The sequence below is a fragment of the Nonomuraea ceibae genome, from assembly GCF_019396325.1.
In the GTDB taxonomy this organism is placed as follows: Bacteria; Actinomycetota; Actinomycetes; order Streptosporangiales; family Streptosporangiaceae; genus Nonomuraea; species Nonomuraea ceibae.
In genome coordinates this window covers 1-26,996 of record NZ_JAHKRO010000112.1, presented here as the reverse complement: position 1 = coordinate 26,996, position 26,996 = coordinate 1, and the positions used below count along the sequence as shown (strand labels likewise).

General features: G+C 67.0%; 18 protein-coding genes and 1 tRNA gene. 7 read left to right on the top strand and 12 right to left on the bottom strand.

The window, feature by feature from the left end; all coding sequences use genetic code 11:
- Positions 1 to 249: 249 nt before the first annotated feature.
- From drmB to KME80_RS40560, 6 genes are all read right to left on the bottom strand, one after another.
- Positions 250 to 2,010 (bottom strand): MrfA Zn-binding domain-containing protein, encoded by a 1,761-nt coding sequence (gene drmB / locus KME80_RS40585; RefSeq protein ID WP_219515148.1) that lies wholly within the window; start codon positions 2,008 to 2,010, stop codon positions 250 to 252.
- Positions 2,007 to 5,168, bottom strand: coding sequence for a helicase-related protein (locus tag KME80_RS40580; RefSeq protein WP_219515145.1), 3,162 nt, complete (start codon positions 5,166 to 5,168; stop codon positions 2,007 to 2,009). Before KME80_RS40580 ends, drmB begins: the two co-directional genes overlap by 4 nt.
- Positions 5,165 to 6,979: a UvrD-helicase domain-containing protein gene (locus KME80_RS40575; protein WP_219515142.1), complete on the bottom strand. Its 1,815-nt coding sequence runs from the start codon at positions 6,977 to 6,979 to the stop codon at positions 5,165 to 5,167. The genes KME80_RS40580 and KME80_RS40575 overlap by 4 nt, the downstream gene beginning before the upstream one ends.
- On the bottom strand, positions 6,976 to 11,655 hold the full coding sequence (locus tag KME80_RS52995; RefSeq protein ID WP_219515137.1) for a DEAD/DEAH box helicase: 4,680 nt from the start codon (positions 11,653 to 11,655) through the stop codon (positions 6,976 to 6,978). Before KME80_RS52995 ends, KME80_RS40575 begins: the two co-directional genes overlap by 4 nt.
- Positions 11,656 to 11,824: 169 nt before the next feature.
- Positions 11,825 to 12,463, bottom strand: a complete 639-nt coding sequence (locus KME80_RS40565; protein WP_219515113.1) for a KpnI family restriction enzyme N-terminal domain-containing protein — start codon at positions 12,461 to 12,463, stop codon at positions 11,825 to 11,827.
- A gap of 940 nt (positions 12,464 to 13,403) precedes the next feature.
- Positions 13,404 to 14,528: a DNA cytosine methyltransferase gene (locus KME80_RS40560; protein ID WP_219515110.1), complete on the bottom strand. Its 1,125-nt coding sequence runs from the start codon at positions 14,526 to 14,528 to the stop codon at positions 13,404 to 13,406.
- Positions 14,529 to 14,795: 267 nt separating this feature from the next.
- On the opposite strand from KME80_RS40560, the gene KME80_RS40555 reads away from it, so the two are divergent.
- Entirely contained in the window at positions 14,796 to 15,197 is a 402-nt protein-coding gene (locus KME80_RS40555) for a very short patch repair endonuclease (protein ID WP_219515154.1), read from the top strand.
- Between the two features lie 870 nt (positions 15,198 to 16,067).
- Here the strand turns inward: KME80_RS40555 and KME80_RS40550 are convergent.
- A tRNA-Lys gene (locus tag KME80_RS40550) sits at positions 16,068 to 16,141 on the bottom strand.
- A gap of 103 nt (positions 16,142 to 16,244) precedes the next feature.
- On the opposite strand from KME80_RS40550, the gene KME80_RS40545 reads away from it, so the two are divergent.
- The 3 genes from KME80_RS40545 to KME80_RS40535 all read left to right on the top strand — a co-directional run bounded on the left by KME80_RS40545 (position 16,245) and on the right by KME80_RS40535 (position 19,570).
- Positions 16,245 to 17,084, top strand: a complete 840-nt coding sequence (locus tag KME80_RS40545; protein ID WP_219515108.1) for an AAA family ATPase — start codon at positions 16,245 to 16,247, stop codon at positions 17,082 to 17,084.
- Positions 17,081 to 18,448 (top strand): vWA domain-containing protein, encoded by a 1,368-nt coding sequence (locus KME80_RS40540; RefSeq protein ID WP_219515105.1) that lies wholly within the window; start codon positions 17,081 to 17,083, stop codon positions 18,446 to 18,448. The genes KME80_RS40545 and KME80_RS40540 overlap by 4 nt, the downstream gene beginning before the upstream one ends.
- Positions 18,449 to 18,550: 102 nt before the next feature.
- Complete coding sequence (locus tag KME80_RS40535) at positions 18,551 to 19,570, top strand: hypothetical protein (protein WP_219515079.1); 1,020 nt, start codon at positions 18,551 to 18,553, stop codon at positions 19,568 to 19,570.
- Between the two features lie 30 nt (positions 19,571 to 19,600).
- Here the strand turns inward: KME80_RS40535 and KME80_RS40530 are convergent, their stop codons facing one another.
- Both KME80_RS40530 and KME80_RS40525 read right to left on the bottom strand, forming a co-directional pair.
- The gene (locus tag KME80_RS40530) at positions 19,601 to 19,975 is read right to left on the bottom strand and encodes a hypothetical protein (RefSeq protein ID WP_219515076.1); all 375 of its coding nucleotides are present in this window, start codon (positions 19,973 to 19,975) and stop codon (positions 19,601 to 19,603) included.
- Positions 19,976 to 20,056: 81 nt separating this feature from the next.
- Positions 20,057 to 20,821 carry a nuclease-related domain-containing protein gene (locus tag KME80_RS40525; RefSeq protein ID WP_219515073.1) on the bottom strand — a complete coding sequence of 255 codons (765 nt, stop codon included), beginning with the start codon at positions 20,819 to 20,821 and terminating at the stop codon, positions 20,057 to 20,059.
- A gap of 170 nt (positions 20,822 to 20,991) precedes the next feature.
- Here KME80_RS40525 and KME80_RS40520 point away from each other — a divergent pair, with 170 nt between their 5' ends.
- Positions 20,992 to 21,582, top strand: coding sequence for a TetR/AcrR family transcriptional regulator (locus KME80_RS40520; RefSeq protein WP_219515151.1), 591 nt, complete (start codon positions 20,992 to 20,994; stop codon positions 21,580 to 21,582).
- On the opposite strand, the gene KME80_RS40515 is transcribed toward KME80_RS40520, so the two are convergent.
- The 3 genes from KME80_RS40515 to KME80_RS40505 are packed head-to-tail and all read right to left on the bottom strand — an operon-like array spanning position 21,541 to position 24,982.
- Complete coding sequence (locus tag KME80_RS40515) at positions 21,541 to 22,602, bottom strand: acyl-CoA dehydrogenase family protein (protein ID WP_219515071.1); 1,062 nt, start codon at positions 22,600 to 22,602, stop codon at positions 21,541 to 21,543. The two genes, KME80_RS40520 and KME80_RS40515, sit on opposite strands and share 42 nt — an antisense overlap.
- On the bottom strand, positions 22,599 to 23,762 hold the full coding sequence (locus KME80_RS40510; RefSeq protein ID WP_219515069.1) for an acyl-CoA dehydrogenase family protein: 1,164 nt from the start codon (positions 23,760 to 23,762) through the stop codon (positions 22,599 to 22,601). Before KME80_RS40510 ends, KME80_RS40515 begins: the two co-directional genes overlap by 4 nt.
- A gap of 17 nt (positions 23,763 to 23,779) precedes the next feature.
- The gene (locus tag KME80_RS40505; RefSeq protein ID WP_219515066.1) at positions 23,780 to 24,982 is read right to left on the bottom strand and encodes an acyl-CoA dehydrogenase family protein; all 1,203 of its coding nucleotides are present in this window, start codon (positions 24,980 to 24,982) and stop codon (positions 23,780 to 23,782) included.
- A 106-nt stretch (positions 24,983 to 25,088) separates the two neighbouring features.
- Between KME80_RS40505 and KME80_RS40500 the strand changes: the two genes are divergently transcribed.
- Both KME80_RS40500 and KME80_RS40495 read left to right on the top strand, forming a co-directional pair.
- On the top strand, positions 25,089 to 25,667 hold the full coding sequence (locus tag KME80_RS40500) for a GNAT family N-acetyltransferase (protein ID WP_219515065.1): 579 nt from the start codon (positions 25,089 to 25,091) through the stop codon (positions 25,665 to 25,667).
- A gap of 24 nt (positions 25,668 to 25,691) precedes the next feature.
- Positions 25,692 to 26,996 (top strand): nSTAND1 domain-containing NTPase (locus tag KME80_RS40495; protein WP_443681643.1); only part of this gene is annotated, 1,305 nt, incomplete at its 3' end.

Below are 26,996 nucleotides of genomic sequence, written 5' to 3'. Positions count from 1 at the left end.
TTGCTCTGCTTGGGCTTGCCCGCCACGCCGGCGTCCTCCAGGTCGATCTCCGTCGATGCCTGGATCACAGTACTCATCACGGGTGTCCTCCATGATCAGGAGTTACACCGTTGTTCTTACACTCCCGCGCGCCGAGCCAGCCACTACTGGAGACGCTGGCTCAGACATCACGAAATAAGGCTGTAGTACTAGCTGGCCGGCCTTTGGGCGCGCCGTGCGCATGGTTGTCCATGAGGATGGCGCTCTGACTCATCTGCACTGGATGGGCCAGGTGTCTGCGACGAAGCCAAGGTGGGGTTGATCCGGCGTCCCTGTGAGGAGTGCTCGATCAAGCAAGGTGTTGAACTCCTCGCAACTGGTCTCGGGAAGCAGTACGCACGAGTGGCAGGCAGCCCGATTCAGGTTGTCCGTTCCAGCCGCGTCAGACTCCACGCAGAGAGGGTCTGCGGAGCACCATGAGATCCGTTCGATGGCTGTCCGGACGGAGATCGCGAGGTTCCCGGACTCCACCTGTGCCACGATGCCGCCGAGACTTCCGGCGGAGTCGCTGGTCGCCGTGTAGATCAAGAACCCAGACATCTCATCCGACACGTAGAGGCGTTCACGGAGAGACGCAGCGGGATAACCGGAGTCGAGGCTCCACTCATTGATGATCGAGTGCGCCAGAGTGTGGATCATGACCAGACGCGGCGTGATCTCCCGGTCCGGCGCGAGACCGAATCGAGCAAAGCGCTTCCGATATGCGTCGTCGATCGGGGTGACCCGGTCACGAACGGCTTGGCGCGTCTCCCAGGTCGCCAACCGTGCGCTGTCCAATCGGAGGAAGACGCCTTCGCCGATGACCTCGATCGCCGGAAGCCAATCAGGCCGGTGATCGGGGGCGTACAGCGGAGCCCGACGGCTTGGGTTGTCTGGGCTGGGGACCGCGAGCCGAGTGAAGCCCTGAAGCACACGGACCTCGCGCAGCCGCTTGACCCGCATGATCTGGTCAATCCCGTGTTCCGCTGCAACCTTCTCGTCCTGCCACGGCACGCAGACAAAGTCCTGCTTCCCCGGCCTCTCCTCAGTGGTCCTGGTCAGCGCCCCGTACTCCTCCAGCTTCAGCGCCGACTCGGAGCTGTCTGAAAGGCCCGCTTCATCCTGTCGGCGTCGTTCGACAGCCTGAATGATCTCTTCCACGCTGTACTGACGATGATTCGCCAGACCTATCTCTTCAAGGCGATCACGGAGGTCGGGGGCCTTCCGCAGAGAAGTCCAATGACGCTCGACCAGCTTCTGGACGCCCTCGGACCACGGAGGAATGGAGAGGGCAGAACGTACGTCGGAGAACCAGACTCCCGACGCGCCACGCTGCATCGCGCGGGGGAGCTCCTCGCATTCCTCGTTGAGCACATCGCCGAGCCAGGGCCGACGCCCAGTGCAGGAGTTGATGCCCTTGAGCGCACCTTTGCTGAGGGCGCCTTCCATCGTCACTGGGCGGACGCCGCAGGTGCACGAGATCTCGATGTCACCGAGCGAAGCACTGCGACCTGTCGCCTTGAGCTTGAGCTCGTGCTCCCGGCCGTCGACGCCGGCACCTTCTGCACCCTTGTGCAGCCAACGGAAATAGGGGAAGTCGTCGATGTGGCCCGCTGCACAGCAGACAACAAATCTTGAGGGAACCAGTTCTTGGTCGCAATCCTTGCACTTGGCCGGGCTGCGTGTCGCTCCGAAGAATCTGGCCTTGGCCAGCCGGTTGCAGTCCGGGCAGGACTGAACTTCCGGGAACCGGATGACGGGCACGTCCCCGTATTTATCACTGTCGGAGGCGGGAGGGAGACGAAAGCAGTGGACGCCGAGTTCCTTCTCCAACCGCCGCTCGTGAATGATCTGGTCGTATGGGCCCAGTTCAGGCCAGCGGTTCAGCCCGGCGACCATGAATGATTCACTACCAACGGCGATCAAGGAGCCCACCCCGTAGGTGGTGATGAGCTGAGCGCGTCGTACGCCCCCGATGGGCTTCCCCTTCACCGAGTTCCCCTGTCCAGGTAGATGGTGGATTCCACGTCGACATCGCGCAGACTCCAGAGAGTCGGGAAGGAGTCCGCGACTTGATCGTCCTCCTCGTCCCAATGGCCGGCGTCAACCAGCAGTCCGGGTTGACGGTAGGTCCCGTAGTTCAGCCCCGAGTTGTCTTCGGCGAGTGTCTGCCATCGGTTGATGATGTCGTCGATCTGATCGGCGGTCATGTCTCGCTCGGTCTGGCCAGCCACTCTTTCGACGCGAGCCAAGACCTGTTCACATATCTTGCGGAGATCGCCCTCGAACTCGCTGATGTAGGCGGCGGACTCCTTTGATCGCGCCATTGGGATCATGAGCCGTGCCAGACCTACGAGGGCCGCATGAAGGCCGCGGTCCCGTGCTCGCGCCGAGAAGGGTGTGACACTGGTCGCCTCCACCTGCCGGTACAGAGCCGCATGGTAGGCGGTGAAGTTCTCATAGTGCGAGCGGTCCCTGGACCTGGCGGCGTTGAACAGCGTGACCACGAGCCCCGGCCACTTCCGCCCCACGCGACTGGTGGCCTGGATGTACTCGGACGTGGACTGGGGCTGGCCCATCATCACCATGAGGCCGAGACGATCGACGTCCACCCCGACCGAGATCATGTTGGTGGCGAGGATCACGCCCAGCGCATCCGGGTAGGGCGTTGCCATGTCCTGAAGATGGCCGGGGATGGCACTCGACGGCTCGCGGCTCGTGAGTTCGATGTCGCGACCGATGTCGCGACGTTTCTGGCGCAGGGTCTCGCTCAGCAGATCAAGCCGATCGTTGACGTCGTCCTGGACCTGCAGCTTCGCGCCGCCGAGGAGACGAAGGCTGTTGAAGTAGCCCAGGAGAGTCCAGTAGGCATCACGCACATCGTCGTCGCCCTGGATCGCCTGGGCATGGTGGAGGAGGGCGGCGTAAGTGCGCACCATGAGGCTGGTCTGACTGGTGGCAGGCGCCATGAGTCCGACATATCGCCGGCCGGCCTTCCGCGAAGGTGGAGTCTCGACGGAGAAGTAGGAGTCGCGGGCGTCCAGCCCCGGAGGAGGGAACTGCTCCACCTTGCGATCGAACAGCGCACGGCCTTGCTGGACGGCACGCCGAATCGTGGCAGTTGAGGCCACCACTTTGGGCCGCTTTCCGATCAGGTCCACGACGGTCTCGTACAGGCCGGCGAGTGTCCCCAGCGGGCCGGAGATGAGATGAAGCTCATCCTGAATGATCAGTTCTGGAGGTGGTTCCGAGCTGAAGTGGTTGAAGAGATTGCCGATCTCCGGCTTCCACGGAAGACCGGCGAACTTGTCGGCGGTCGCGATGATTAGCGTAGGCCGGGCGGCGTAGATGACCTCGTCCACAACGTGAATGGGCAGCCCACGGGCGAAGTCGCACCCGACGGTCTCACAGGCGATCACGACACGATCTCTTGAGACCCTGTAGTTGTAGTGATCAAGAGCCGCACCGCACCAGGGACATGCCCGGATCTGAACGGGATTCTCTTCCTGAACCTCTTCGTTCTTGGCCAACTTGCGGAGGGCCCGCTTTGCCTCGTCCAGTGTGTTGGGCGTGGAACCGCGGCCGACCCACATGCCAATCGAGATCTCCGTTTGGCCGAGCCGTTCCTGCCGATCGAGACGCAGTCGCTCCATGCAGCACATCAGAAGTGCCGCACGCTCGAACTGTTGCACCGTGAGGAGACGAAGCGTGTAGCGCATCAGGACGGTCACGCCACCCCCGTTCAGCGGGTCGCGAAGACGCCGAAGGAACGTGGAGAAGGCGATCAGCCCCAAGTACGCCTCGGTCTTTCCACCACCGGTGGGGAACCAGAGCACGTCGGCGATATCCCGATCATCGGACGTGGGATCTGCAACGCCCCGCAGCGACAGGAGCATGAAGGCGATCTGGAACGGACGCCAGACACCCACCGACTCGTCGGGGCAGGCGCTTCGCCCATCCGGGGAAGACTTCAGCCACTCGGTTCGAGAGCGCTGCATGGCCATGGCCTGATTAGCGAGTCGGAAGGCTTCCATCGGGGCGGAGTCCGCCGAATTCGCCAGAAGCTCGATTCCCGCGTCCATACGAGCACACGCGGTGGTGCACCGCTCAAGGTGCTCCATGGCGGTTCGCCGCATTCCATCGTCCGCGATGCCCTGCGCCAGTTCGCCACTGCGCGCGATCCACTGCCGATAGCCCGCCGTGAGATCTCTCAAGGCGGAGATGACCTCTCCATCGGAGGCTGTGGCCAGATGGCGCATGCCGAGCCGCCCGACGTCGATCGCGGGATTCGAGTCGGCCAGTCGAAGGTCATGTGTGGGGACGAAGGTCGTCCGAATCCAGCCAGTCGACGCATTGGTCGCCATGTCATTGATGACGATCTCCGAATGCTCCCATTCCACTGCACAACCGTGGCCGGTGGCGAAGACCGGCGCATGGCGATAGAGGAGCCGGTAGGAGTTCAGTTCCTCGTCGGAGTCGGCTGAGCCGAGCGAAGGACGTTCAACGAACGGGCGCGACGCCCCCTCGGCTCCCTTGACAGTGATCCGGGGCTGGAAGAATGAGGTCGCGTCTCGGTCTGCGCTGTTGGCGGACGATTTATAGGTGTTGATCAACGCCAGCGTGACGGCCGCCGCGCCCTCGGCATTCGCCTGCCGTACACGCACGAAAAGTTGCAGATTATCCGTGAGCGGGATCGGGGCAGGCTGGCCGGCCACGGAGACCTTGACCTCCTGCGGGGTAATCGAGATGGGCTCGCGACGCCAGGCCTCGTCCGCCACCGCACTTGTCCGACTGCGGCGCCCTTCGGCTGACTCGGGGACGTACCGGGCGGCCTCCACCTCGACGATGATCGACTCCGCCTTCGTCACGTCGACGGAGAATGTCATGCCCATGGACGAGGGGTATCGAACGTTTGCCATGGTGACGGCCGGGTCGGGCGCATCGGACGGATGGCGACTCTCCAACTCTTCATCGAGAGCCTTGTCGTCGCCCACGCTGTCGTCCGATTGGGGGAAGAGGATGCCTGCCGCGTACTTGGTGATCGGAGGGTCGGCGATCACCTCGGTCGGTGAGCTGGCTGGGCCGATCAGGTCGCGCTCCAACTGGGTCACCAGTTCGTCGCGGAACGCATAGTGTTTGTTGAAGCTCATGCCTGCTCTCCAGCCCAATCGAAACGACCCAACCCGGCGATTCGTGGGCGCAGCCAGACACCCGACCATCCGAGACCGGCGTTGACACCCGCGGCCTCTCGACCGACCACGGTCTCCACACTGTCTACCCGAAGCTCCTCGATACGGGAGGGGATTCTGCGATCACGCCCTGGTAGAAGCGTCCGCAAGGCAGCGGCGAAGCTGTCCGAGGTGACACCGATCGGATTCCCGTCATGCTCGAGGACATATCTCGGGACCTCCGCGGACGAGGCTCCCGCAACCTGCACCAGAGTGACGGGATCTCCGGGGTTCACCGTCGTGGCCAGATAGGTCTGGATCTCTTGGGCATCCCCTTGAAAGCCCACCGTGCCGGCGGGATCCTCAGCGTTCATGTCGTCGGGGCGAATCTCCATGCCGAGATGGCGCCCGGACTTGAAGCCGAGTTCCGCCCATCGCCCGTCACGCTGTTGCCTCAGGTGCCCTGTGGTCAGCTTGGCGGCCGGCTTTACGTACATCAGCAGATCGCGGGGACGAGTCATCGCGACGTACAGCAATCGAGCACGCTCAGCCTGCTCGATTGGATCGCCATCCGGCGCCTCGCCTGGATCGACGACTACGACCTGATCGAACTCCAGGCCCTTGACCCGGTGGATGGTGGAGACAGCGAGAGGCTCGGACTGCGACGGGCAGAGCTCGTCCGGATAGTCCCCGGACGCCAGCCGTCGGCGGACGGCGGTGAGGTCGAGTGTCTCCCCGCGACGATTGGGGTCCATACGCCGAAGGAGACCCCAGGCTTCGCGTGGATCCACCGCCGCGTCCATGACGATCGGGAGGACGGAGTCCTTCAGCGGCTGTTTGGAGTCGACATCTCGGAAAAGCGCGGCAACCCATGAAGGAATGACCCTGTCCTGGGCTGAACGCTGGAGGCGGTGCTGCACGCCGAGCTCGTGCAGGCGTCTGGAGGCCAGAAGTGCCTCCCTGTTCCCCCGGCAGAGAAGAGCCGTGGGTGCGGTCATCCGGGACAGCACAGGGGCGGCCTGGTCCAATGTGCCCAGTGAATCGCCGGCCAGCAGCACTGTGCGCAGCTCCCGCTGAAGCTTGCCGAAGGGGGCATCGGACGCGCTGAGCGCGGTGCTGAAGTGTAGTGCCGCCCTGGCCTCCGGCTCGCGGGCACGGAAGTTGCCGGCGAGCGTGATCTCCGTCAGATCATCCGCGAAGCGTTCCCGTATCGCGTCATACAGCCGGGCTGCACCGGCCAGACGGTCCTGGGGATCATCGAGTTGGAAGCCGTAGATGCCCTGAGCGGGGTCACCGAGGAGGGTGAACCCGTCAAGGTCGGCCCGAAGGAGGGCGTGCACCAGCTCCGCCCGATCCCCGACGAGATCCTGTACCTCGTCGACAACAAGGTGTCGCACCTCGCCGACGAGCTCAGCGGCGTCGGAGTCCTCCTTGAGCAGTCGCGTTGCCTCGCGGATCCGTTGATCGAAGTCCTGACGCCGCCAAGGGCCGTCCGGCATGACCTCGGACAAGATCCACGTCGCGTAGGAGTCGAACGTCCGGACATCGACGTGTGCCGCCCCGGAGCCGAACGCTCGGAGTCGACTGCGGATCTCCCGTACGGCGGCGCGGGAGAAGCTCAGCACCAGAAGCTCGGAGGGTTCGAGCTCCTCCTCATCGATGAGAAACGCGAGGCGGTGAATCAACGAGAGCGTCTTGCCCGTGCCTGCGGGGGCCGTCACGAGAAGTCGAGCAGTCGCCGGCTCCTCCACGAGTTCTTGCTGCTCGTCGGTCAACTGGACGCTTTCGTTCACGACTTCTTCCAGAGGTAGTCGAACTGACGGAATGCCAGCTCCTCGCCGTACTGAGCGATGTTGTCAGCCACGTTGACGATCAGACACTCCTCCTTACCGCCGTTCAGAGGGCCACGAATGCCTCGGCCGATCATCTGCTGGTAGACGTTCGGGCTGTACGTGGGACGTGCGACGATCACGGCGCGGGTGGCCGGTGCGTCAAATCCCTGGGAGAGGACGTTGTAGTTCGCGAGGACTCGGATCCGCCCGCGTCGGAACTCCTCGATCGCATGCCTGCGCTGACCAAGATCGGTGTCGCTGGATACGGCGGCTGCTGAGATTCCCTTCCGGGTCAGCAGCGCAGCCATGGTCTGGGCGTGGTTGACCGAGGTGGCGAATAGCAGAATCGGCCAGTCGTCGGGCAAGGAGAGGATCTTTTCGAGCAGGATCCCGTTGCGGATGGTGTCGTGGCCGAGCCGTTCCTCCACGGAAGCCGGCAGACGGTGCATCTGCATGAGAGATTCGTGCTCGCGGGCGTTGAGAGCCAACTCCGCGCCGGGAAGCACTTCATGCCTGACCCGGGCGAGGACGCCGAGCTTCTGCAACGTTGCGTACGGCTCGGATCCCAAGATCTCCGTGCCGTCACGGTGATGATCCAAACGATTGCTGCCGTAACGTGCGACCAAGCGGTTGGTCTCCTCCGTGTTCGCTCCGCGGAAGGCAGTAGCCGTCAGACCGATCAGGGCGCAGCGAGACCGGTGAGGCGTCAGACCGAGAGCGGCCAGCACCCGCGTGTACCTCGGGCTGATGGAGGTGTGGGCCTCGTCCACGATGACCGCCTGGGCTTGCCGGAGCCAGTCGTAACGGTCTGACTCAACGACCTTTTCCAGCTTGGCATCGGTGGCGATGACGAGGTGGAACCCCTCCTCCACGGGATCGGCCTCATTTGCATTCCACAGTCGGCTGATGGTCAGCTGCTGTGCGGGACCCGTGTGGCGCCATACCATCTGCCATGTCTGTACGGCCTGCTCACAAAGCTCGTCCGTCTGCGCCACCCACAGGACAGGGACGTTGATCGACTCCTGTGGGAGCGATCGGAGTCGCCGGATGATCGCCTCGACGGCCACCCGTGTCTTGCCTGCACCAGTGGGTAGGCTCAGCATGCCTCGCTGGGCTGGACGGCTCTGAAGCGTTTCCAGAATCCGACCGACCATGAGCTCCTGGTACTCGTGAAGGGACGGGAAGTCCACAGGTCCTTGCACCGTCAGCACTGGATCGAGCCCGGCCTGACGGTATCCGGCGTACTCGGCGGGGAAGCCGAGATCCGTGACAAAAGCCTTCGCCTGGTGGTTGCCGGCCATCTGAGTGGGGATTGGGAAGCCCTTGTCCTCCAACTCCTGACGGAACTCGCGGAGAATGCTCGAACCGTGCACGGCCAGGGCAAGTTCCGCGATCGTTCGGTCGCTGACCGGTCCTTCCTCGCTCTCCACCGCGTCAATGAGACCGTACGGCAGGCGTTCGCGAAGGACAGCACCGCCGAGCATGGCGACGAGCTTGTCACGGAGATCCGGAAGTTCTCGTACCGTAACGATCTGCTTGTCTCGCTTAACGCCTTCCCGGTGCTGGAGAACCTCCCGGCAGCGCTCCTCGGAGAGTCCCAACCTGAGGAGCACGTTCAACTCCCGGATCAGCTCCAGGTCATCGCTACCGTTCAGCCAGTAGACCGACTCGTCGCGCCGGCCGATGCGGACGTCTTCGGAGGTCTGACCTGCCGGCGTGCGAATGAGCTGTTCCAAGCCCTCACATCGCTGCAGGTTCAAACCTCGCAGGGGACGCCCGGGCTCGAACTTCAGCTGAGGGAACACGTCCTCCAGCGGGATCGGTTCGCCGGGATAAGTGACCCGAAGCTCGGTGATGTAGACCTCGTCAAAGGTCTTCATGCTCCACTGATCAACCATGAGGGCGACATCGTCCGAGGTGGGCACGAGGATGGCGGGAATTCCGCCGGTCACCAGGCGTTGATACTGCCCGATGTCCGACGTGGCGACGGCTTCCGAGGGATGACAGGTTAGCCAGCCTTCGCCCTGGTGGCAGCGGATCTTCGTGGGGGCGCTCAACTGAGTGGCCGCGAGCGCGTAGAGCATGCCAAGTTCGATGTGGCTATCGCTCTCAAGCGCTTGGTTCAGGATCGACAGCCAGAGGGCCCCCTTGATGCGCTCCAAAGTGTCGGCAAGCCCAAGTGCACGAGCAAGACCGGCGTCGATGTCGGCGACGGGAAGTACCCGGGCGTGCTCCCGTAGCTGCGGGCCGACACAGTCAGCGACTCGGCGAAGTCCCATCGAAGTGGCCAGCATGCCGGCCTGCTCGATGGCCCAAATGAGCGGTGACTGAATGGACACCGGCGTGTCATCCGGCCTGGTGCGCGCGTAGACCTGCCAAGTGGTGGCCAGGTCCTTCGGGGGCAGGTTTTGGATGAATCGCGCCCGCGCTGCGGGTGTGAGGGCGAATAGGAGTCCGAGATGGCTCGCGACTGGCGGACCATCCACGACGATCTTTCCCTGCTGGGGTCGGCGCACGCCGGCTGAGAGTGTCTTGTAGTAGAGGTCGATCATGCGCGACTCGTAGTCATCAAGCCAGGGCGCGTGAGCCGGCCGAGGCTCGACACTGGGCTTGTCCGACATCCCCAGCAGGCGCAGCATCCTCATGTCATCGTTGTGGAAATCCTCGTGGACCACGAATCCGCCGTCCTCCGGGCTCCCCGAGGGGATGACGGCTCCGGGCAGCAGGCATTCGCCCAGCAGCCGGAATGCCCCGCTGCGCGTTCGAACCTTGAGCAGATCGACGACGGCTTCGTCGATCAGGTGCTGGACTGCTTTGTCGGCGCCGACCTGTCGGGCGAGCAGCCAGAACTTCTCCCAATCGGCACTCGTGTAGAGGCGGAATCCTCCTGAGACGGCCGCCGCGAATCGCCCAAAGGCGTCCGCCTCCCTGATCTTCAGGATTTCAAGGAAGCGGGAGGCCTCGGCATCCTCCTCTAGGGCCGGATCCACATAAACGGTGCCTTCCGTCGCCGGGTCCATCGGCGAACGTCGAAAGACCTCGCCCTTGCGGGGGGGCACCATCCGTCCATGGTCCGTGCGAAGGACTGCGGCATTGAGCGCCTCGGCTCGATATGGGTGATTATGCTCGACCAGCTCGGCAACGATCGACAGTGCAACAGCAGATGCGGCGACGGAACCGTCGGATACGAGGGCCTCCAACCACTCCTTAACGGTGGCTCGTCGTCCGCCCGCTCCTTCGATCAGCGCATCGGCGCGAGCTCGGCGAGTCGCGGATCGTTCGATCGAAGGATGGCACCATTCGGTTGGACGGCCAGGGTAGGCGGCCCACCGCTCGACCAGGGCAGCCCAGCGTTGATCCTCGTTGGTCGGTGCTCCCGGTCCGATCGTCAGGGGCCGGCTCCCGGGTGCCTTCGGATGGATTGAAAGATCTCTGGGGTTCTGAAACTCCCCATCTTGGTCTGGGATGGAGCGGTTGGACGCAGCATGTTCGCGAACCAGCTCCGTCAGCGACTCGTCAGCCCAGTTGCGTGTCTCCCGACCACGCGCGGTGAGCAGTTCCAGCGGCTTGGCAGGGTCTTCCGAGGTGCCCAACTTCGGCAAGGAAGCCACAATGAGCCGGGCGGCCTCGTTCATCAACTCTTCGTTGAAGGCGTTGTCGCCGAGGATGTGCCTGCGATCCTCATTGGTCTTCCATGCGGCATTCAGCACGCCACTCAAGGTGGTCTTGTACTCGGTGGGAAAGAACGCCCAGAAAGTCCCTTCACGATTCCATCCCACGTCGGGGACAGCCCAGGCGATAGGCACCTCGACGCGGTTGCGATACTCCCCGGCATCGGCCCATGCCTTGTCCGTGAGAGGTGAGGAGGTTTCAAAGACCGACCAGTAGGCAGGCTCGGACGCAACGCCGTTCTCGACGATTTGGAGGGAGCGACGCTCTCCTTCGCCCCCGACCACGATCTTCTTCAGGTATGCCTCACCTGTGCGATCTTCGAGGATCATTTGGCCGGCATGCGGAGAGAAGACCGCAAACTCCGCTGGGAAATACCGGAGCTGCTTGGACAGTTGCTCAGCGGCTTCGGCGTTGCGGAGCGGGAGCTTTACCACGGTGTCCGCCCAGGACATAAGGTCATCCAGCGTGGCATCGGCTTCCCGTTCCCTGCTGGGATCCAGCACTTGGGCAACGCGAAGGACAGGGGTGGCTGTTGAACGGGCGCCAGGGACGCGCTCCAGGATCCGTTCCCGGGCGTAACTCGCGGACCACCCAAACGATCCGGTGCGGCTGAAAAACTGCGGTCGGTCGGAGACGCTCAGGACTGACTTGAATCCGACACCGAAGCGCCCGATCTCCGCTCCGCGCTTTCCGGACAGGTGCGAGGCCAGGATGCTCCGAGCTCCGTCCTCCGTCACCGGCCGTCCCTTGTTCGCGCAGTACAGCGCCTCCGCTGTCAGTACCACGTGGATCAGCCCGTCAGGCCGGCCCCGAAGCTCGTCCGCTCCATTTTGGATCAGTTCGAAAAGCTGGCGGGTCCCGTACCCGCCTTCCCGAATGGATCTCTCGATGTTCGCGTGCTCTTCGACCAAAGTGATGTTCGCTACATAGGAGTTGAGGCAAGCCTCCGACTGGTCGAGGACCACTCGCGCAACTGGGCTTTCGTCCCCTGCCCAACCGGAAAGGCCGGCGTCCCCCGCCTCGTTCGAACTGACCACTGCGATTCGCTCCTCACCCACACGCGGGGTAGCTGGTTTAGATGTTTATGCCAGAGAGGTCTGACAAATTCTGTGGGCCGCCGAGGCGGCCCACAGGCTAACCCTCCAGATCGGCAAGCCTGAAGTGCCCCGGCGGGATATCGTGGGGGGCATCGTCGTGTGACTGAATCAACCACCCCTGGTCGACCAGCTCGCGGATCTCCTGACGCCACGCGGGCGTCTTGGCGACTCGTTCGAGCTGCTGAGGACTCGCGGGCCACGGGCTGATATGCAGGAGGTATTCGATCAGGCGCTCGCCGGGGTGCTTGCCGCCGACGGACTCGATGGTGCTCTCGCTCGTGGCCACGGTCTCCTCCAGCTGCGGCGCGGCAAGACGGTAAGGGGCCTCGGCGCCGGCACCGAGCGTTTCGATCTGCCAACCCACTTCGCGGAGCTCTCGGATACGCCGTGCCCAGGCGCGAATAGCCGCGACCCCCTCAAGCTGACGAGGGTGAAGCGTTTCCCCGGGGTGGCTGCGGAAGTACAGGAGGAGAGCGGTGCGGGCACCACCGACGACGTCCTGACGGATTTCTCCGAGTGCGTCCCGGGAATCGGAAAGGCGCGTGCCGACCTGAGACGCGGTCTCAAGCCAGTCCTGTGCCCTCAGATCCTGGCGTGGAGTCGCCTGGACGATCGCCAGAGCCTCCTTCAGAGAGCGCTCAAGCCGGTCTAGCTGTTTGCTGTGCGAGGTCGCCATCGAGTCGAAGAGCCTTTCATCGAGATCGACGAGTAGGTGAGAGCTGAGCCTTTCATCGAGGAGTAGGTCATTGAGACATGCTTACGCAGAGCCATGTATTGGTGCTCGGAAACAAGGCTCTTACTTACGGGCTTGCTCGAAAGTTCTGCCCAGCGAAGGATGAATGTCGAGCGTTGATGGCAGATTCAGTTTTAAAGTTGCTCTCGTCGGGGCCGACGCCTTCAGGCTTATGAGCGCATCCTGGCGACATGCTTTGACGAGACGGTGCGAGGTTGTCTCCCTGGAGGCTAGATGTGGACCGGCGCGCGTGTCAATAGGGGACAGAATTTTCAGCGAGCCTAAGTGGAAATGCGTGGACTCTGCCACAAATAAGACAAGAGGGACTTATGGTGCGAAAGCTATACGGGCTGGCAGTTGAGTGGATGTTTCCGTCTTGCTCTTGTGCTGCCCTGGAGTCATAGGGGAGGCTCTGCCGTGGTTCCAGGTGGGCGGGGATGCTTCCTGGGGATCGTGGTGAAGAATCAGAACTCAGCGCGATGCGACTGAGAGGCGTCGGGCGACCTTCTTTCCGGCCTTGCCTGCTTAGGCTGAGCCGGTTCTTCGACCCGACCGAAATATGGGAGGAGGACGTGACGTCGTGAATAACCTGTGCAGGGCATGAGTGGGAGATTCAATGCATGGCGAAACTCTGCCCGTCATGCTGGAGTCGGACTCTCCCGTGATCTCTTAGGAGGGCTCGCGGGTGTCTATTCTCTAGCCAATATTTGGGCTGGACAGCCTCCACCGTGGGAGGTGATTTTAGCGATAGCCAGCGTGTGTGCATTTCCTTCGATTGACGGTACGCTGGCCGGTTCCGCCGCAAACATCATGTTGACAGCAGGTGTAATCAGCGACCGAGAACCAGGGAAGGCGACCAGCTGCATAGCAATGGCTCGCGAATTTAACCGTCCTGGTGACTGCCAGGCTCGTCCGCGGAGTCATTCGGCACCTTCGAGTCGGCGCCGAAGGCGAGCTCGTAGATGAACCGTGCGAGACACTCCCCGAGCCTTGGAGGAACGGCGTTGCCTATCTGGCGTGCTACCTCAATCTTAGAGCCGACGAAGACAAAGTCGTCTGGAAAACTCTGGATCCTCGCCGCCTCACGATGCGTAATGGGCCTGTCGTGGACGGGGTGCAGATAGCGCCCCTTCTCCGGCTTATAGAACTCGGTACGGATTGTCACGCTGGGGCGATCCCACCACAGTCGCCCCATCACGTCAGTGGTGCCCGTAGGCTTCTCCGCCCAGCATCGCGGCTCCAAGTCTGGGCGGTTGCGGCGGAGATCGAAGCGATTGCCGCCGGCGGGAATGGCGCGGTAGCGCTCAAGAGACTTCTGAGTTGGCGTACGACGGATGTGAAGATCTTGACGCCCGGCCTCGTCGACGGAGATCTCCGCGAGCTCCGGATAGGCGGGTAGATCGGCGATGGTGTCGAGCAGGGTGACGTAGGGCCTTTGCCCCGGTGAGCCTGGGCCGTGGGTCGGCAGCGGAGGCCAGGGCACCTCGTCCACCCCACGGACGGCGACAAAAATGCCACGCCGTCTGTTCTGCGGTACGCCATAGTCGGCGGCGTTGAGGACGCCGTAGCCGAACTTGTATGACCTGAGGTCCTCATCCGTCTCCATCAGTTCGAGTAGACGGGCGAACTGTGCCGACTTCTGGAACTCCGGCACGTTCTCGATCACGAAGGCCTTGGGCCTCACTCGGCGCACGGCCTTTAGATACTGCTGCCAAAGCTCGTTGATCTCCGCTCGGCTTGCATCGTCCCGGTCGCGCCCAAGGGGACTGAACCCTTGGCAAGGAGGCCCACCGATGATCACATCTGCCTGCGGGTAGTCCTCGACCTGCACCTTCTCGATGTCGCCGTCGTAGACCGGACAGCCAAAGTTCTGCTTGAAGGTACGCGCTGCAGCAGGGTCGTGCTCGACTGCGAAGACGGTTTCGTAGCCCATTCTGGACTGCTTGAATCCCTGGGCCAGTCCGCCTGCGCCTGCGAACAGATCGATCATGCGGATCGTCCCAGTCATCGACACCCTCCCCCGTGAACCACAGCCCTGTAACTATAGGGGCGGTTGTTCGGTCGGCTTCCTTGTGATGCGTAGTCCGGCAACCGGCGCGCGACCGCAGAGGTCACTTTAGCGACAGTAAACACCTCCTGCCGCGGAAAATCGAGCATCTGTTCGCACCGTCTCGGCGTGCCCCTACAGTGACCAGACGGAACTCTCCGCCCTAGGGTTGTCCTTGTGTCCAGATCGAATCAGTCTTGGGCGTCCAGCGACGCTGTTCGGGCGAGCATGCAGGCGAACAAGGGGCGGGACACCAAGCCGGAGCTCGCGCTCCGTCGGGCTGTTCATGCTCTGGGCCTGCGCTACCGGGTTTCGTATCGGCCGTTGAAGTCTGTGCGACGTACTGCGGATCTGGTCTTCACTCGCGCCAAGGTGGCCGTCTTTCTGGATGGGTGCTTCTGGCATGGCTGCCCCACGCATCACACCGTGGCGGCCACCAACGCCGGGTTCTGGGCGGAGAAGGTGTCGCGGACTCGCGAGCGAGATGTTGAGACAGACCGGCTACTCCAGGAAGCCGGATGGAGGGTTCTCCGGGTCTGGGAGCACGAAGATCCAGATGAGGCGGCGCGTCGGGTTGCATCAATGGTTCGGTTGGACACGGCCGGCAAGGACGGGGCTTCCACATCCTGATCGGCGACTATGGCTCTACGCCAGTCACTGAGGACCGTGAGCTTTTGCCAGACCGGGTCCGGCGTGGCGTGTTTGCCGGCGGGTGGCAGGCCGGGGTCGGCGAGGGTTTCGCGGGCGATCGCTTCGGCGTAGTCGATGTTGGTCTTGGCTCGGCGTCGGCGGCGACGCCGTTCGGCAGTGCGGTTGGCCTGGACTTCGCGGACGTCGTACCCTGCGGCGTTCAGCGCGACGGTCAGGGGGGCGGCCAAGCGCTCCTGAGCCTTCGATGCCGATCCGGTCGATGACGAACTCGGTCTCTGCCAGGAAACTCAGCATCTCGCGGATCCCGTCCTGAGTGACGGGAAAGAGGCCGTCTCGTGCAGGCCTCCTCGCTGGTCCAGCAGCGCGATCGTGCGGTGTGTGCTTGTGGGGGTCGATCCCGGCGACGGCGTGGGTCGGCTTCACCGATCACTCGTGTTGATCTGCGGTTACGGTGGTCCGCGCGGACCCCGTGGTACCGGCAGGTCTGGGTTGAGTCGATGCAGGCTCTCTTCAAGCCAGGAACCCCGGGGTGCGCCGGGGCAAGATCACACCTCTGGCCGTTGGCGCACGGCTGGACAACCCCCACCGCCTGCGACAGTCCCAGCACACAAGCTTGGGCGTAATCAGCAGGCCGCACGCCAACTACTACCGCCCTCAAGCCACGGCGTCGGCGCTCAAGCCCGGCGTCCCCCGCCGCCCCGGGACCGGTGACCGAAGCACCAGCCATGCGCCGGAACCCTACCGACGAGCAACCAGCGAGCAACCACCGGCGCGACTCCACCTCGCCCGAGGCTCTCCGAGAACCAAGAAACCCCAGCTCAGCGAACTGAACCGGGGCTTCTGTCAGGGTGCGCCGCCAGGGACTCGAACCCCGGACCCGCTGATTAAGAGTCAGCTGCTCTGACCAACTGAGCTAGCGGCGCGCCGTGCACGAAGGAATATACCGGCACCAAGCACCCAGGTCGAATCGGCCGAAGCGGCGCCCGTACCGCTAGAATAAAGTTCGGCCTGCAGACAGGAGCATCGATGTTCGACTCGCCCGCCGACGTGACCGAGCGGCTCGCCGCCGTGGACTATCTCTCCGACGACGCCATCTCCACCTCGGTCTTCCTCGCCGCCGCGCTGGGCAAGCCGCTGCTGGTCGAGGGGCCGGCGGGGGTGGGCAAGACGCAGCTCGCCAAGGCCGTGGCGCTGACCACCGACGCCGAGCTGATCCGGTTGCAGTGCTACGAGGGCCTGGACGAGGCGCGGGCGCTGTACGAGTGGAACTACAAGAAGCAGCTCCTGCGCATCCAGGCGACGAGCGCCGACGACGACATCTTCGGCGAGGAGTTCCTGCTGGAGCGGCCGCTGCTCAAGGCGATCCGGTCCGCCGGGCCGGCGGTGCTGCTGATCGACGAGACGGACAAGGCGGACGTGGAGGTCGAGGGGCTGCTGCTGGAGCTGCTGTCCGACTTTCAGGTGACGATTCCGGAGCTGGGCACGATCGAGGCGGTGCGCCGCCCGTTCGTGGTGCTGACGTCGAACGCGACGCGCGAGCTGTCGGAGGCGCTCAAGCGGCGCTGCCTCTACCTGCACATCGAGTATCCGACCCCGGAACGCGAGCGTGACATCGTGCTGAGCCAGGTGCCGACGCTCCGCGCCGATCTGGCCGAGCAGCTCGCCAGGACGGTGGCGACGCTGCGGTCGCTGGAGCTGAAGAAGGCGCCGTCGGTGGCGGAGACCGTCGACTGGGCCAACACGCTGCTGGCGCTGGGCCGCGACGAGCTGGACGAGGCGACGGTCGCGGGCACCCTGGGCGTGGTGCTCAAGCACGCCTCCGACCACGCCCGCGCGGTCAAGGAGCTCGGGCTGGCGACGCCGTGACGCACGCGCCGCACAGCTCGCTCGTCGACAGGCACGTCGGCTTCGTGCACGCGCTGCGCGAGGCCGGGCTGCCCGTGTCGCTGGCGGAAGGGCTCGACGCGGCGCGGGCGCTGCGGGTGATCGAGCTGGCCGACCGCGAGTCGCTGCGCGCCGCCTACGCGGCGACGCTGGTGAAGAAGCCCGCGTACCGGCCGGGCTTCGACGTGCTGTTCGACCTGTGGTTCCCGAGGGCGACGACCGGACTGTACGGGCCGCGCCCGGATCTGGAGTCGGCGCCGCTGGAGGAGGTGCGCGGCTACCTGGCGGGGCTGCTCACGCAGAGCACGGACGCCGAGATGCGGGAGTTTGCCCGGGCCATGGTGGAGCGGTTCGGGCGGCAGGAGGCGGCGGAGGGCCGGCAGAACTGGTTCTCCTACAGCGTCATGCGGGCCCTGTCGCCCGACACGCTGATGGCCCGGATCCTGAACGAGGTCCTGGCCGGGCAGGAGCGCGGCGGGCTGGCCGAGAAGACGGCGCGCCAGCGGGTCGCGGCCAACACGCGGCGGCTGGAGGAGGCGGTGTCGGCGGACGTGCGCCGCCGCATCGCCGAGGACTCCGGCATCGACAAGATCGCGCGCTCGGCGGTGCGCCCGCCGCTCGACCACATCGACTTCCTGCGCATCACCAAGGCCGACCTGGCCAGGCTGCGCCGCGAGGTGCACCCGCTGGCCCGGCGGCTGGCCGCGCGGCTGACGATCAAGCACAGGAAGGGCAGGCGCGGGCGGCTCGACTTCCGCAGGACCATGCGGGCGTCGTTGCAGAGCGGCGGCGTGCCGCTGACCACGCATTTCAAGCCGCCCCGGCCGCACAAGCCGGAGCTCGTCATCCTCTGCGACACCAGCGACTCGGTCTCGTCGTTCGCGCATTTCACGCTGTTGCTCACGTACGCGCTGAGGGAGCAGTTCACCAAGGTGCGGGCGTTCGGGTTCGTGGACACGGTGGACGAGATCACCCGGTTCTTCGTGCCCGGCGCCGACGTGGTGGAGGCAATGACGCGGCTGGCGAACGAGGCCGACATGGTGCGGTTCGGCCGGACCAACTACGGCCACGCGCTGGAGGGGTTCGCCGAGCGCTACGGTGACGCGATCGGGCCGAAGACGTCGCTGCTGATCCTCGGCGACGCCCGCTCCAACTACCAGCAGCCCGCGCTCGACACGCTGAAGTCGCTGACCCGGCGCGCCCGGCACGCGTACTGGCTGAACCCGGAGCCCCGGCAGCAGTGGGACACCGGCGACTCGGTGGCGACCGAGTACGGGACGGTCGTCCCCATGTACGAATGCCGAAATGTCGCCCAGTTGACCGCGTTCATCGAGAGCATCGCCTAGGGCGGTTTCTCGTGGATTGCCGTGCCTGCCGGGAAGGACGGCCTGCGGCCTCCCGCCGATCTACGGTGGCAACCAGCCATCCGATTCCGCGGGAGGAACGCCGTGACATCGAACCGACTCGGCTGCGTGGTCGCGGGGACCGTGCTGTTACTCGCCTCGATCACGACGGTCCCCGCCGCCTCCGCCGCCGACTGTGCCTGGACGCGCGCCCCGCTGCCCGTGCCCGCCGGCACCCGGCAGGCCGAGGTCACCGCGACCGACCACCAGGGCGGCTTCTCCGGCCGCGCCGTGCTCGCCGACGGCGTCTGGCACGGGGTGTCCTGGCGCGGCGGGCAGTTCGTCGACCACGGCACCAAGGTCGACGGTGAGCCGATCGCGGGCCTGCCGGACGAGACCCGCTCGGGCGCCCTGCTGGTGTGGACCGCGATCGCCGCCCCGCCCTACTACGGGCCCAGCCACGCGGTCCTGCTCAGGAACGGCCAGGCGGACCGGCTCGCCCGGCCCGCCGACGGGTTCCTGCGGCCGTTCGCCGTCAACGAGAAGGGCGACGTCACGGGCCGGAACATGGTGTGGACCGGCAGCCGGTACGTGCACCGCCTGCTGCGCTGGCCCGCCGATCGGCCCGGGCAGGTGATCGAGACGGTCCTGCCCGACGGGTACGAGCCCGAGGACGCGGACGAGGACGGCACGGTGCTGCTGCGCACACCGGACGGCCCGGCCCGATGGCGGAACGGCGTGATCACGCCCCTGGCCAAGGTCGCGGGGGCGGCCGGCACGTTCGCCACCGGGATCTCCAACGGGCGGGTGATCGGCCGGATCAGCTACACCTCGCCCTACCGGACGTACGGCGTGCTGTGGGACACCGACGGCGTGCCGCGCGTGCTGCCGAAGAGCGCCGACACCCGGGCCGTCAACCGTGACGGCCTGATCACCGGCACCACGGACGAGGCCACCGGGGGCGGCGAGGGCCTCTGGCGGCTCGACCGCTTGGTCCACGCCCTGCCGAAGTCGCCCACGCACAGCATGTGGCTCACGGTGGCCTCGGACGACGGCGCGGTGGCCGGCAGCACCTACGACGTGAGCGACGGCACGGGCGAGCCGTTCGTCGTGCGCTGCCTCTGAGGCCGGAGTGCCTGGTGACCCGGCGCGCGGCTACGGGCAGCTGATCTTCCTGGTGAGGCCGGTCCTGCTGCTGGTGTTGCTGGAGTCGAACCAGATCCGCCATTCGTGCGTGCCGTCGCACGACACCCGCAGCGAGGCGCGCTTGCTGCTGCTGCTGGCCGAGTCCCACGAGTCGTCGACCATGTCCTGCCAGCCATACCACCGCGACCGCTGCAGCTTCATGGTCATCCGGCCGCAGGAGGAGCCGACCCACGTGACCACGCCCGCGATCACCTTGTAGCCGTCCTTGTACGGGGTGCCCGGCGAGAGGCTGCACGCGGCCTGCACTCCGGCAGCGGCGGGCTGCGCGCCGGTGAGGAGTCCGGCGGCGAGGGCGAGGGCGACGATTCCGCTGGATCTGCGCATGTTCTTTACCGCTCCATCCCTGGTTCTGGCCTGTCGCGACAGGACGCTAGCGGCCAGGGGTATATCGGCGGTATGTCGCCGTCAGGCGCGCTGGAGCTCGCGGGCCGCGGTGCGGGTGAGGAGCTCGATCTGGGCGGGGTCGAGGTGCCCGTTCGCCGTCGACCGGATGCGCCTGGCGACCAGGCGCGGCTTGAGCAGCGTGATGCCCTCGGCCTCCAGCAGCCCGCGGCGCGGCAGCATGCCGCAGTGCACGGCCAGCAACGGGGTGATCGTGACCTCGATGCCGGTCTCGCGGGTGAGCAGGTCGGCGAACGCCTGGGCGGCGTCGGCCAGCGGCTTGGCGACCTTGGTGCCGTACTTCTCGCCGAAGAACAGCCGGCCGCCGTAGGTGGCGATCTCGGTGTCGGGGCTCCAGGACTCGTTGTCGACGATCCAGACGCCGCCCGGACCGATCACGAGGTGGTCGATGGACGCCTGGTCCTTGATCGCCCGGCCGTCGAGCACCTGGTAGCCGCGCCGGCCGAGCGAGCGGCGCAGCAGGCGGCCGGTGATGGCCTCGCCGTGCCTGCGCCCGCGCCAGACGGCCGTGGCCTGGAAGCGGCGCCAGTCGAGCCACCAGTCGCCGGCGGCGACGAGCCCGGCCACGACGAGCGCGTAGAAGGCCGTGTAGGTGACGTCGAAGCGGACGCCGAGCGCGAAACCGGCGGCGAACCCGGCCGCCGCCTTGAGGATGCGCGCCCTGCGCCTGCTCTGGGCCTCCTCACGCCAGAACTTCTCGTACCACCACTGGGGGGACGACCCCGTGTACTTCTCGTCCTGCTGCACGTAGATAGAGCCACCGGGCACGGCAAACTCCCCGAATGAGTGTGTCGTCAACAGGATCTGCCACGCCGAAGATCCCTCGCCGGTTAAAGAGATACCCCATCCGAAACCAAGGTGAGCCTAAGGTGACGGAATTGGTACCCCTAGGAGAAGCATCACGGCTCAACCGACCAGTCGGTATGCTGTGATCCGTGATGAAAGAGGAACCGGTACGCCAGAGGCTGCTCGCCGAGGCCACCCGGCTGTTCGCCGAACAGGGCTTCGAGAGCACCTCCGTCCAGGAGATCGTGATGGCCGCCGGCGTCACCAAAGGCGCCATGTATCACTACTTCGACTCCAAGGACGACCTGCTGCACGAGATCTACGGCAGGGTCCTGCGCATGCAGATGGACCGGCTGACGCAGATCGCCGACAGTCCCGGCACGGTCGTCGAGCGGCTGCACCGCGCCGCCGCCGACGTGATCGAGACCACCACCGACAACCTCGACGACTCCAAGATCTTCTTCCGCTCGATGCACCTGCTCGCTCCCGAGACCCGCAAGAGTGTACGGGCCGAGCGCCGGCGCTATCACGAGCGCTTCCGCGACCTGGTGCTGGAGGGCCAGCGCGACGGCGTGTTCAGCGACCGGGTGCCGGCCGACCTGGTCGTCGACTATTTCTTCGGCTCGGTGCACCACCTGGGCACCTGGTTCCACACGGACGGGCCGCTGACCGGCGCCCAGGTGGGCAAGCACTTCGCCGACCTACTGCTGGCCTCCCTCGGGGCCGGGCACCTCGGCGAGTGAGGCGAGCGCCTCGCGATGGTCGCCGGGGGTGCCAAGAGCGATCTCGGTGGCCTTGGCGCGCTTGAGATAGAGATGCACCGGGTGCTCCCAGGTCATCCCGATCCCGCCGTGGAGCTGCACCGCCTCCTCGGCCACGTGCACCGCCACGCCGGCGTTCCACGCCTGGGCCACGGCCGCCGACAGGGGCGAGTCGTCGGCCACCGCGCCCCGCGCCGCCGCCCTGGCCCTGACCACGTCGAGCCACAGGTCGGCCAGCCGGTGCTTGATCGCCTGGAACGACCCGACCGGCCGGGCGAACTGGTGCCGCTCCTTGACGTAGGCGAGCGTCGTGTCGAGGCACCACTGGGCGACCCCGTACTGCTCGGAGGCCAGCAGCCCGGCCCCGTACCGCAGCACGCCCGCCACGTCCACCTCGCCGAGCCGGGTGGCCTCGGCGCCGTCCAGCGTGACGGTGGCGACCGGCCGGGTCAGGTCCAGCGACGGCACGGCGGCGACCTGGGCGCCCTCGACGCGGTAGAGGACGCCCTCGACCGGCACCAGCAGCACGTCCGCGACGTCGGCCCCGGCCACGCCGGTGACCGTGCCCGACAGCCGCCCGTCCGCGAGCCGTACGGAGGAGCCGCGCGACGGGTGGTAGGGCGAGGCCGCGAACGACACCGCGAGCGCGGCGGTCGAGCGGCCGTCGGCGAGCCGTTCGAGCAGGCCGGCGGCCCCGGCCTGGACGAGCGCCCGGGTGGCGAGCACCGCGCTGGTGAAGAACGGCACCGGCGCGACGCCCCGGCCCAGCTCCTCCAGCACGACCGCGACCTCGCTGGCCGTCGCCCCGGCCCCGCCGTGCTCCTCGGGAATGAGCAGCCCGGCCACCCCGATCTCCCCGGCCAGCGTCTTCCACAGGTCCAGGTCGTACGGGTCCGACTCGGCACGCTTGAGCACGGTGGCGGGCGGGCAGCGGTCGGCCAGCAGGTCGCGCACGGCGGCGCGCAGCTCCTCCTCGACCTCCGAATACAGCAGGCTCGTCATCGCGGCAGGTCCTTCCAGGGCACGTCCTTGTCGACGCGGGGCTCTGAGGGCAGGCCGAGCACCCGCTCGGCGATGATGTTGCGCAGGATCTCGGAGGTGCCGCCCTCGATCGAGTTGCCCTTGGCGCGCAGGTAGCGGTAGCCAGGTCCGCGGCCGTAGAAGTCGACGGTCTCGGAGCGGCGGAAGGTCCAGTCGTCGTAGCCGAGGTCGCGCCGCAGCTCGACGTCCAGGCCGGACAGCGCCTGGTTGAGCCGGGCGAACGACAGCTTCATGCCCGAGCCTTCGGGGCCCGGCTGCCCGGCGGCGAGCTGCTCGCGCAGCCGCGCCCCCGACAGGCGGGTCACCTCGGCCTCCACCCAGAGCGAGAGCAGCCGCTGGTGCAGGTCGTGGGTGCGCAGCTCGGGGTGCTCGCGCCAGTGCTCCAGCACCGCGCCGACCATGCCGCCGCCGCGCCGCACCGGCGCGCCGCCGATGGCGACGCGCTCGTTCATCAGCGTGGTCTGGGCGACCCGCCAGCCGTCGCCGACCGCGCCGAGCCGCAGGTCGTCGGGGAGCCGCACGCCGGTGAGGAACACCTCGTTGAACTCGGCCTCGCCGGTGATCTGCCGCAGCGGGCGCACGTCCACGCCGGGCGCGTGCATGTCGCAGATGAAGTACGTCATGCCGCGGTGCTTGGGCACGTCCGGGTCGGTACGGGTGACGAGGATCGCCCAGCGGGCGTGGTGGGCCCCGGACGTCCACACCTTCTGGCCGTCGACGACCCACTCGTCGCCGTCGCGGACCGCGCGGGTGCCGAGCGTGGCCAGGTCGGACCCGGCGCCGGGCTCGCTGAAGAGCTGGCACCAGATCTCCTCGCCCGTCCACAGCGGGCGCAGGAAGCGGCGCTTCTGCTCCTCGGTGCCGAACGCCAGGATCGTGGGCGCGGCCATGCCGAGCCCGATGCCCTGCACGCCGCCGTCGAGCTGCGGCGTGTGGGCCAGCTCCCGCTCGACCACCTGCTGCAGCTCGCGCGAGACGCCCAGCCCGCCGAGCCCCTCGGGGAACCACACCCAGGCCAGGCCCGCGTCGAACCTGGCCCGCAGGAACTCCAGCCGGTCGCCGTCCGGATCGTTCTCGCTCAGGAACGCGGCGACGCGCTCCTTGAGCCGTGCTTCGTCCACTCCAGCTCCTGTCGTCGTCACATGTGCTTCTTCAGCTCGCGGTAGGCCAGGGACCGCTTGTGCACCTCGTCCGGCCCGTCGGCCAGGCGCAGCGAGCGGGCCGCCGCCCAGAGCCCGGCCAGCGGGAAGTCCTGGGAGACGCCGCCGGCGCCGTGCACCTGGATGGCCTTGTCGAGGATCCACTCCACGGTGATGGGGGTGGAGATCTTGATGGCCTGGATCTCGGTGTGGGCGCCCTGGTTGCCGACGGTGTCCATCAGCCAGGCGGTCTTGAGCACGAGCAGCCGCAACTGCTCGATCCTGATGCGGGACTCGGCGATCCAGTCCTGGACCACGCCCTGCTGGGCGACCGGCTTGCCGAACGCGGTGCGGGCCAGCGCCCGCTCGCACATCAGCTCGACAGCGCGCTCGGCCATGCCGATCAGGCGCATGCAGTGGTGGATGCGGCCGGGGCCGAGGCGGGCCTGGGCGATGGCGAAGCCGCCGCCCTCCTCGCCGATCAGGTTGTCGGCCGGGACGCGGACGTCCTCGAACAGGATCTCGGCGTGGCCGCCGTGGTCGGCGTCGCTGTAGCCGAAGACGTGCATGCCGCGCTTGATCGTCATGCCGGGGGTGTCGCGCGGCACCAGGATCATGCTCTGCTGGCGGTGCTTGGGCGCGTCCGGGTTCGTCTTGCCCATGACGATGAAGATCTTGCAGTCGGGGTTCATCGCGCCGGAGATGAACCACTTGCGGCCGTTGATGACGTACTCGTCGCCGTCGCGGACGATCGAGGTGGCGATGTTCGTGGCGTCGGAGGAGGCCACGTCGGGCTCGGTCATCGCGAACGCCGAGCGGATCTCGCCGTCGAGCAGCGGCGTCAGCCACTCCTTGCGCTGCCATTCGCTGCCGAACATGGACAGCACTTCCATGTTGCCCGTGTCGGGCGCGGCGCAGTTGGTGGCGACCGGCGCCAGGCTCGGGCTGCGGCCCATGATCTCCGCCAGTGGCGCGTACTGGAGGTTCGTCAGCCCGGCGCCGTGCTCGCCGGGCAGGAACAGGTTCCACAGGCCGCGCTGCCTGGCCTCGTCCTTCAGGTCGTTGACGAGCGGCGGGGCGCTCCAGCCGCTGGTGCGGGCCTGCTCCTCGAAGGCGGACTCGGCGGGATAGACGCATTCGTCCATGAACAGCAGCAGGCGCCGCCGCAGGTCCTCGGTGACGGTGTCGAAGGCGAAGTCCATGCCGCGAGCCTACCGACCGGCCGGTATGCGTGTCGACAGGTGGTTCCCCGCAAAATCGGTCAGGTGGCCATCAGCGCGCCCGCGAGCCCTGCCTAAGCTGACCGCCATGACCGCGACCTTGCCGGCGCCCGTGGTGCTGGAGAACGACGACGTCCGCCTTGAGCCGCTCACCCTGGCGCACGTGCCCGACCTGTTCGCCGCCGGCGGCGGGGACGACGAGCTGTGGCGGTGGCTGCCCGTGGCGACGCCGCGCACCGAGGAGGAGCTGGCGGCGGTCGCCCGCGCGCTGATCGAGGACGACAAGCACGTCCCGCACGCGGTGATCGTGAAGGCGACCGGCAGGGCCGTGGGCTGGACCGCCTACTGCGACGTGCCCGGCTTCGACGAGAGCATCGAGATCGGCTGGACCTGGTACGGCCGGGCCTACTGGCGCTCGGCCGTCAACACCGCGTGCAAGCTGCTGCTGATCGACCACGCCTTCGACAAGCTGGGCCACAACCGGGTGCTGCTCAAGACCGACTGCCTGAACGAGCGGTCCCAGAACGCCATCAGGCGCATCGGCGGCGTCCACGAGGGCACGCTGCGCCGCCACCGCCGCCGCTCCGACGGCACCTGGCGCGACACCGTTTGTTTCGGCATCCTCGTAGAGGAATGGCCGGACCACAGGGCCCGCCTGAACCGCTGACCGGAAGGCGGCATCCAACCTCGCATGGGTGATCGGCTGGGAGGCTACTGGTTGGGCGACCGGCTCGGAGGCGGTGTCCGCGAGGCCTACGACGAGTCGGGGGTCCGCCATGCCCTGCGGGTCCTGCCGCCTGCCGCCGATCCGGAGGCACTGACCGCCTGGGTGACGGCGGTCGGCCGGGTCAGCTCGTTACGGGTCGCCCGGCTGGTGGACCACCGGCTCGACGCCGACCCGCCGTACCTCGTCGGGGAGTACGTCGAGGGGGTGAGCGTGCGGGCCGCCGTCGAGCGGCACGGGCCGTACGAGCCGGGCGACCTCTACCGGCTGGCCGCCACCACCGCCACCGCCCTGGCCGCCGTCCACGAGGCGGGCGCCGCGCACGGCGGGCTCGGCCCCGGCACCGTCCTGCTCACGGCCGACGGGCCCCGCCTCACCGCCCCGCGCCCCGGCGGCACCCCGGCCGCCGACGTCCACGCCTGGGGCCGCCTGCTCCGCTTCGCCGCCCACGGCGCCGACGAGCCGGGCAGACCGGTGCGGGGCAGGCCCTCGCCGATGGACCGCCGATTACGCGACCTGGTCGCCGCGGCGCTGCACGACGATCCCGCGCACCGCCCCGGCGCCCGTCAGCTCCTCATGTCGCTGCTCGACGCCCCGCAGTCCCAGCAGGGCCGCCTCTCACCTCCCGAGCCCGTCGACGACCCGCCGCTCGGCGCCCGGGCCGAGGACGTCTACCAGCGGCTCGCCGTTCCCGACCAGGCCCTGGCCCCCGAGGTGTTCCTGCGGCTCGCGCCCGGCACCGTACGCGCCGACCTGGTCACCGGCCGCACCCCGGAGCAGGCGGCCGCCATCGACCGGGTGCTCACCGCGTACACCGAGGCGGGGCTGCTGGAGCGGGCGGACGGGCGGGTGACGGTCGCGTGCGGGGCGCTGCCGTCGGCCTGGCCGAGGCTGCGCGCCTGGGTGGAGGCCGAGCGGTCCGGGCTGGCGGTGCAGCGGGAGCTGGCCGGGGCGGCGCGCCGGTGGGAGGAGGGCGGGCGGCGCGGCGCCGACCTGTTCCGCGACGCGGCGCTGGACCGGGCGCTGGCCTGGGCGGCGGGCGACCGGCGGCACGTGACGCTGAACGCGGGCGAGCAGGCGTTCCTGGACGCCGGGCGGGCGGCGGCGCGCAGGCGGGGCCGGCTGCGGCGCGGCGGGCTGGCCGGGGCCGCGGCGCTCGTGCTGGCCGCGGTGCTCGCCTGGCAGGGCGGCGCCGCCGAGGGGCGGCTGGAGCAGGCGATGGCCAAGGTGGCGGCGTGCCGGGCGGGGGCGGGGCGCGGGGGCGACCCGGTG

Bases quoted from the DNA above. Each gene is read 5' to 3' on its own strand.
- KME80_RS40580 (WP_219515145.1), bottom strand. From the start codon at position 5,168: ATGAGCTTCAACAAACACTATGCGTTCCGCGACGAACTGGTGACCCAG.
- KME80_RS40565 (WP_219515113.1), bottom strand. From the start codon at position 12,463: ATGGCGACCTCGCACAGCAAACAGCTAGACCGGCTTGAGCGCTCTCTG.
- KME80_RS40560 (WP_219515110.1), bottom strand. From the start codon at position 14,528: ATGACTGGGACGATCCGCATGATCGATCTGTTCGCAGGCGCAGGCGGA.
- KME80_RS40555 (WP_219515154.1), top strand. From the start codon at position 14,796: ATGCAGGCGAACAAGGGGCGGGACACCAAGCCGGAGCTCGCGCTCCGT.
- KME80_RS40545 (WP_219515108.1), top strand. From the start codon at position 16,245: ATGTTCGACTCGCCCGCCGACGTGACCGAGCGGCTCGCCGCCGTGGAC.
- KME80_RS40530 (WP_219515076.1), bottom strand. From the start codon at position 19,975: ATGCGCAGATCCAGCGGAATCGTCGCCCTCGCCCTCGCCGCCGGACTC.
- KME80_RS40520 (WP_219515151.1), top strand. From the start codon at position 20,992: ATGAAAGAGGAACCGGTACGCCAGAGGCTGCTCGCCGAGGCCACCCGG.
- KME80_RS40515 (WP_219515071.1), bottom strand. From the start codon at position 22,602: ATGACGAGCCTGCTGTATTCGGAGGTCGAGGAGGAGCTGCGCGCCGCC.
- KME80_RS40505 (WP_219515066.1), bottom strand. From the start codon at position 24,982: ATGGACTTCGCCTTCGACACCGTCACCGAGGACCTGCGGCGGCGCCTG.
- KME80_RS40500 (WP_219515065.1), top strand. From the start codon at position 25,089: ATGACCGCGACCTTGCCGGCGCCCGTGGTGCTGGAGAACGACGACGTC.